Below are 5968 nucleotides of genomic sequence, written 5' to 3'. Positions count from 1 at the left end.
GATCTGCGGTGCGATCGAGATGGTGCCGCCGGACTCGGCCACCAGGCGCCACTCGTCCTCGCTGAAGTAGCAGCAGTGGATGTAGGTGGTGTCCGGCCCGAGCAGGCCGAGGTTGTGCAGCTGCGAGATCATCCCGAACCGGCCGGCCACCCGGCCCATGGCCACGTGCACCGTGATCGGGATGCCCAGTTCCCGCGCGAGTGCCCACTCCGCACGGACGACGTCATCGACGCAGAACCCCGGGCCGCGGGTGGCCAGCGCCATCGTCAGCAGGCCGTCGTCGGAGGAGAAGTAGGTCTCCCGGATCCGGCGCACGTCCTCGCCCGGGATGGCGATCTTGCTTTCGAACCAGTAGTCGGCGAGCGAGAGGTTGGCGCTGCCGTAGGCGTACTGCGCGCGGATTCCCGCCTCCTGTAAGCCCTTGATGCCCGCGTCCGGATGCTCCGGGGTGTTGTTGATGTGCGACCAGTCCACCAGCGTGGTGATGCCGGCGTTGAGACATTCCAGCGCGCCCGCCAGGTTCGACGCGTACACGTCCTGCGCCCGGTACAGCGGCGCGAAGGTGTCCAGGATGTCGACGAAGTAGTCGTCCAGGGTGGCATTGGGCGCGCTGCCGCGGATCGCGGCCTCCCAGGTGTGCCGGTGGGTGTCCACGAAACCCGGGATCACGATGTGGCCGCTGGCATCGATCACCTCGGCGTCCGCGCTGATCTCCGGCTGCACCGCGACGATCTTGTCGTCCTCTACCAGGACGTCGCCGCGCAGGTCGCCGATCTCGCCGTCCATGCTCAGAATCTGGCCGCCCTTGATGAGGGTGCGGGTACTCATCGTCAATCCTCTCCTGGCGCTGGTTGGGAATCAGAAGACGGCCAGCCGGCGCACCGCGTCGGCCACCTTGTCGACGGTCGGAATGACCTCGTCCTCGAGCCGGTCGGCGAACGGCAGCGGCACACAGGCCGACGCCACCCGCCGGATCGGCGCATCCAAGAACTCGAACCCCTCATCGGCGACGATGGCGGCCACGGTGCCTCCCCAGCCGCCCTGGTACGGGTTCTCCTCGACGATGACCAGCCGGGACGTCCTGGCCACCGAGTCGAGAACCGTCGCCATGTCCAGCGGAACCAGACAGCGCAGATCCACCACCTCGACCGCGATCCCGTCCGCGGCAAGGACCTCCGCCGCCGACAGCGCGGTCGGCACGGTGGCGGCCAACGCGACCACGGTCACGTCCCGCCCCGGCCGCACGATGTTGGCCGCGCCGAGCGGAACCACGTGGTCGGGTGGCGCGGCCGGGCCCTTGCTGGCGAACAAGCCCTTGTGCTCGAAGAAGACCACCGGGTCGTCGCTGCGGATCGCCGAAGCCATCAGGCCGACCAGATCGGCGGGCGTCGACGGCGCGGCGATCTTCAGGCCGGGCACGCTGAACGCCCAGTTCTCGGTGGCCTGCGAATGCTGCGCGCCGAACCCGAGCCCGCCGCCGTTGGCGGTGCGGACCACCATCGGCACGGTGACCTGCCCGCCGGTCATGTACCGCACCTTCGGGATCTCTTTGGCCAGATAGTCCCAGCAGCAGGCCAGGAAGTCGGAGAACATGATCTCGGCGACCGGGCGCATCCCGGTCATCGCGGCGCCCATCGCGGCGCCCACGATGGCCTGCTCGGAGATCGGGGTGTCCCACACTCTCCGCGGGCCGAACTCCTCGTACAGGCCCACGGTGGTCTTGAACACGCCGCCGGCCGCGCCGATGTCCTCACCGAGGCACACCACCGACTCGTCGCGCCGCATCTCCCGGGCGATGCCCTCGGCCACCGCTTCCCGGTAGGTGATCGGGCCGGTCACGTCCGCCACTGCGCACCTCCGTCGGCCCAGACGTCGGTGAACGCCTCGGCCGGATCGGCCTCGGGCGCCTGTTTGGCCGCGTCCACGGCGGCCGCGACGATCCGCGCCGCCGCGGCGTCGACCCGTTCGATGTCGGCGTCGTCGACCTCCAACCGCCGCAGGTGTTCCCGCGCCACGATCAACGGGTCGCGCGCCATCCAGTCGCGAACCTCGTCCTCCGGCCGGTACTTGCCGGGATCGGTGCGGGAATGCCCGTAATGCCGGTAGGTGCGCGCCTCGATCACCGTCGGGCCGCCGCCGACGCGCGCCCGCTGCACCGCCGCCCGGGTCGAGTCCAACACCGCGAGCACGTCGTTCCCGTCGACGATCTCGGCCGGAATCCCATGAGCGGGGGCCCGGCCGGCGGCCGGGTCCGGCACCGACGTCACCGTCGCGATCGGGGTGTACTCCATGTAGAGGTTGTTCTCGCACACGAAGATCACCGGAAGCCGCCACACCGCGGCCAGGTTGAGCGCCTCGTGGAACGCGCCGATGTTCGTCGCCCCGTCGCCGAAGAACGCCACCGCCACCTGTTCGGTGCCGCGCAGCTGAGCCGACCAGGCCGCGCCGGTGGCCATCGGCAGGTGCGCGCCGACGATCGCGTAGGACCCGAGCATGTTGTGCGATGCCTTGGTCAGGTGCATGGAACCGCCCTTGGCCTTGCACACTCCGGTCGCCTTGCTCATCAGCTCGGCCAGGCACTCCTCGGGCGTGGCGCCCCGGGCGATCGCGTGATGGTGGCCGCGGTAGGTGGCGAACACGTAGTCGTCCGGGCGCAGCGCCGCCGATGCCCCGACCGCGACCGCCTCCTGCCCGGCCGCCAGGTGCGTGGTGCCTTTCACCAGCCCGGCAAGGAAAAGGTCGTGCGCCGCCTTCTCGGTGCGCCGGATCACCACGAGCTGCTGGTAGAGGTCGAGCAGCTCGGCGGCCGGGCCGGCGTGCACCGGTGCTCTAGTGGTGGTGTCCATTGCCGTTCTTGTCCGTGTTGAGGTGGGACTGCGACTCCCGCAACGTGTTCAGCGACCCGCCCGCGGTCCAGTACTTGCGCCCGGCGACCAGCAGCTCTTCGGCCGGGAACTTGGTGATCACCTCGCAGCCGTTCGCGGTGACCACGACCTCCTCCTCGATCCGGGCCGCCGACCAGCCGTCGTCGGCCGGCCAGTAGGTCTCCAGCGCGAAGAGCATGCCCTCCTCCAGCGTCTCCGGATGGTCCAGCGACACCAGCCGGGAGAAGATGGGTTTCTCCCAGATGGACAGTCCGACGCCGTGCCCGTACTGCAGCGCGAACGCCGCCTCCTCGTTGGCGAAGCCGAACTCCTCGGCGCGCGGCCACACCGACACGATGTCGGCGGTCGTCGCGCCCGGCCGGACCAGCGCGATCGCCTGGTCCATGTACTCGCGGCAGCGGGTGTAGGCGTCGCGCTGCGCCCGGCTCGCGCTGCCCACCGCGAAGCAGCGGTAGTAGCAGGTGCGGTAGCCGAGGTGGCTGTGCAGGATGTCGAAGAACGCCGGGTCGCCGGGCCGGATCAGCCGGTCCGAGTACACGTGCGGGTGCGGCGAGCAGCGTTCCCCGGAGATCGCGTTGACCCCTTCGACGTACTCGCTGCCCAGTTCGTAGAGCACCTTGCTGACCAACGCGACGCACTCGTTCTCGCGCACGCCGGGACGCAGGAACCCGTACAGCTCCTCATAAGCCGCGTCCACCATCGAGCAGGCCTGCGCGAGCAGACCGATCTCGTCCGGCGTCTTGATCTTCCTGGCTTCCAGGAAGACCTGCTGACCGTCCACGACGTCCAGCCCTTGTGCTTGCAGGGCAAAGAGAATCGGCATCTCGACCAGGTCGACCCCGACCGGGTCGTCGGCCAGCCCGTGCTCGGCGAGCACGGCGGCGACCTTGCGGGCCACCTCGGTGGCGATGCCCGCATTCGGATGGAATGCCCCGCGCAGCGTGGAGATCCCGGCGCGAGCCCGGGACTCCCCGTCCAGCCATGGGTTGTAGAGCTGGTGGTGTTTGGCGGCGGAACCGAAGTCCCAGATGACCGGCTCGCCGCCACGGGGCAGGACGGCGAACCGGATCAGCTTGTCCATCGCCCAGGTTCCGATGTGCGTGGACGTCATGTACCGGATGTTGGCGAAGTCGAAGGTGAGCAGGGCGCCGAGGTCGGACCGGTCGAGCGTGTCCTTGAGGCGGGCCAGGCGTTCGACGCGCAGCCGGTCGAGATCCACCCGCTGTTCCCAGTCGACCGCGTTCTGTCCGTAGGTGCGGATGGCCATCGGGCACCTCGATCCGCATCGTTGGGGAGGCGTGCCAGCCGACCGTAAAACCGGGCTCGACGTGTGTCAAGTGTCACTTAACACCGCACCGAGGGCGCATAATGCCGTACGACCGTGCTGTTCAGTACCGCTTGAAGGAGTCGCCCGATGGCCACGTCGGACCTGCCGTCGCTGGGCCAACGGATCCGGGAGGAACGGATCAACCGGGGCGTCAGCCTGCGTGCACTGGCCGGCGAGGTAGGGGTGTCGGCCAGCATGATCTCCCAGATCGAGAACGGAAAGAGTCAGCCGTCGGTCAGCACCCTCTACGCCATCACCTCGGCTCTGGGCGTGTCCATCCAGGAGGTGTTCGACGCCGCGCTGCGCGAGCCGGAGGCCCCCGCACCCGCCCGAACCACCGCCGCCCCGGTCACCCTGCTCGACGCGCTCGGCTCGTCGCGGGGCCTGCGCGTCGGTCCGGTCGTGCACGCCGCCGACCGGCAGGCGCTCACCCTCGACACCGGCGTCATCTGGGAGCGGCTCGGCGAGCTGCCGCCGCACTCCGTCGACTTCCTGATGGTGACCTACCCGCCCGGCGGCACCTCGGCCAGCAACGGCGGCCTGATGCGCCACGACGGTGCCGAGTTCGGTTACCTGATCAGCGGCGAACTGGTGCTCACGCTGGGCTTCGAGGAGATCCACATCGCCGCGGGCGACTCGTTCTCGTTCGAGTCCACCACCCCGCACAGCTACCGCAACGACGGCACCGAGCCGGCGGTCGGCGTCTGGTTCGTGGCCGAGTAGGGCCGCGCTGCGCCCACTACGAGGCCCAGCACGAGTGCCGCGATCGCGGCGACGGCGCTGGCCGCCATGCCGCGCTCCACGATGCCCAGCGGCAGGAACCGCCACCACGGGCCGCCGCCGGCGAGCATGTTCACCACCCCGACCAGGATCGCGCCGAACCACAGCAGGGTCACGATGCCCAGCCCGCGCGCCGCCCAGCGCCACCCCGCCGCGTCCGGGAACACCGCGCCGGCCACCAGGATCACCGCGAGCGGCAACGCCACCCAGCCGGCCACGCTCGCGTACCGGTGCACCAGCCCGCCGTAGCTCGGCCCGATCGCCCAGTTGGTCTTGGTGAAGGCGACGACGACAATGAGGCTGACCGTCCACACCGCACCCAGCAACACCGGCGCGGACCACGCCCGCACCGCCCGCCGCCGCACCAACTCCCCGAAGAGCAAGGCCGACCCGGCCGCCACCGCCAGCACCGCCAGGTCGAACATCCACTTGTTCGGCCCCAGCGCGTATTCGCTCAGCGTGCGGCGCACCGGGCTGATCCGGTCGGTGGGCGGCAGGACGTGCAACGACAGCATCAGCCCAACGCCCACCACCAGGGCGAAAAGACTCAACCGGGCCACGCCCCCAGGCTAGCGACGCCCCGGTGCGGTAGTTGTTAAAGAGAGCTTTACCCAGTCCAGGGGTGCCGACCCCGCCGCGCGGCGCCTGCGGCGCCGCGCGCCGCAGCGCGGCGGCCCGGCGGGCCTCACCGCTTGCGCACCCGCACCGGCAACCGGTGCTCAGTTGGCAGGCCCAGCCCAGCCGGCGCGGCGGTGAGGGTGGCCGGCGCGTCCGGGTGCCCGTGCGGGGCCAGGGTGAGCAGCGCCCGAAGCGTCCACACCGGACAGCTCGCGTAGGACCAGAACACCACGGTCGGGGCGAACACGTCGGCGTCAGGCCCGGTCGGCGTCCGGTAGGCCACCGCGTACTGCTCGTCATGCAGGATCACGACATCGGCGTAACCGCCCCAGTCCAGCACTCCGGCGACCATGGCCGG

General features: G+C 70.2%; 6 protein-coding genes and 1 pseudogene. 1 reads left to right on the top strand and 6 read right to left on the bottom strand.

Going from position 1 to position 5968, the window contains the following annotated elements; all coding sequences use genetic code 11:
- The 4 genes from VFO68_RS03385 to VFO68_RS03370 all read right to left on the bottom strand — a co-directional run.
- A partial coding sequence (locus VFO68_RS03385) for an amidohydrolase family protein (RefSeq protein WP_325156646.1) occupies positions 1-828 on the bottom strand: 828 nt, incomplete at its 3' end.
- 30 nt (positions 829-858) lie between these two features.
- Complete coding sequence (locus VFO68_RS03380; protein WP_325156645.1) at positions 859-1848, bottom strand: alpha-ketoacid dehydrogenase subunit beta; 990 nt, start codon at positions 1846-1848, stop codon at positions 859-861.
- On the bottom strand, positions 1836-2846 hold the full coding sequence (locus tag VFO68_RS03375; protein WP_325156644.1) for a thiamine pyrophosphate-dependent dehydrogenase E1 component subunit alpha: 1011 nt from the start codon (positions 2844-2846) through the stop codon (positions 1836-1838). The genes VFO68_RS03380 and VFO68_RS03375 overlap by 13 nt, the downstream gene beginning before the upstream one ends.
- A complete protein-coding gene (locus VFO68_RS03370) occupies positions 2830-4152 on the bottom strand; it encodes a Xaa-Pro peptidase family protein (protein ID WP_325156643.1) in 1323 nt (440 codons plus the stop codon). Before VFO68_RS03370 ends, VFO68_RS03375 begins: the two co-directional genes overlap by 17 nt.
- Positions 4153-4299: 147 nt before the next feature.
- Here VFO68_RS03370 and VFO68_RS03365 point away from each other — a divergent pair, with 147 nt between their 5' ends.
- Complete coding sequence (locus VFO68_RS03365) at positions 4300-4935, top strand: helix-turn-helix domain-containing protein (protein WP_325156642.1); 636 nt, start codon at positions 4300-4302, stop codon at positions 4933-4935.
- On the opposite strand, the gene VFO68_RS03360 is transcribed toward VFO68_RS03365, so the two are convergent.
- Both VFO68_RS03360 and VFO68_RS03355 read right to left on the bottom strand, forming a co-directional pair.
- Entirely contained in the window at positions 4881-5552 is a 672-nt protein-coding gene (locus VFO68_RS03360) for a DUF998 domain-containing protein (RefSeq protein ID WP_325156641.1), read from the bottom strand. The two genes, VFO68_RS03365 and VFO68_RS03360, sit on opposite strands and share 55 nt — an antisense overlap.
- A gap of 125 nt (positions 5553-5677) precedes the next feature.
- A pseudogene (locus VFO68_RS03355) lies at positions 5678-5968 on the bottom strand (hypothetical protein); the annotation flags it as partial.

The organism is Actinophytocola sp. (genome assembly GCF_035712165.1).
Classification (GTDB): domain Bacteria; phylum Actinomycetota; class Actinomycetes; order Mycobacteriales; family Pseudonocardiaceae; genus DASYTH01.
This window is presented reverse-complemented; position numbering and strand designations above follow the sequence as displayed.

Coding starts and splice junctions, on each gene's coding strand:
- VFO68_RS03375 (WP_325156644.1), bottom strand. CDS start 2,846: ATGGACACCACCACTAGAGCACCGGTGCACGCCGGCCCGGCCGCCGAG.
- VFO68_RS03365 (WP_325156642.1), top strand. CDS start 4,300: ATGGCCACGTCGGACCTGCCGTCGCTGGGCCAACGGATCCGGGAGGAA.
- VFO68_RS03370 (WP_325156643.1), bottom strand. CDS start 4,152: ATGGCCATCCGCACCTACGGACAGAACGCGGTCGACTGGGAACAGCGG.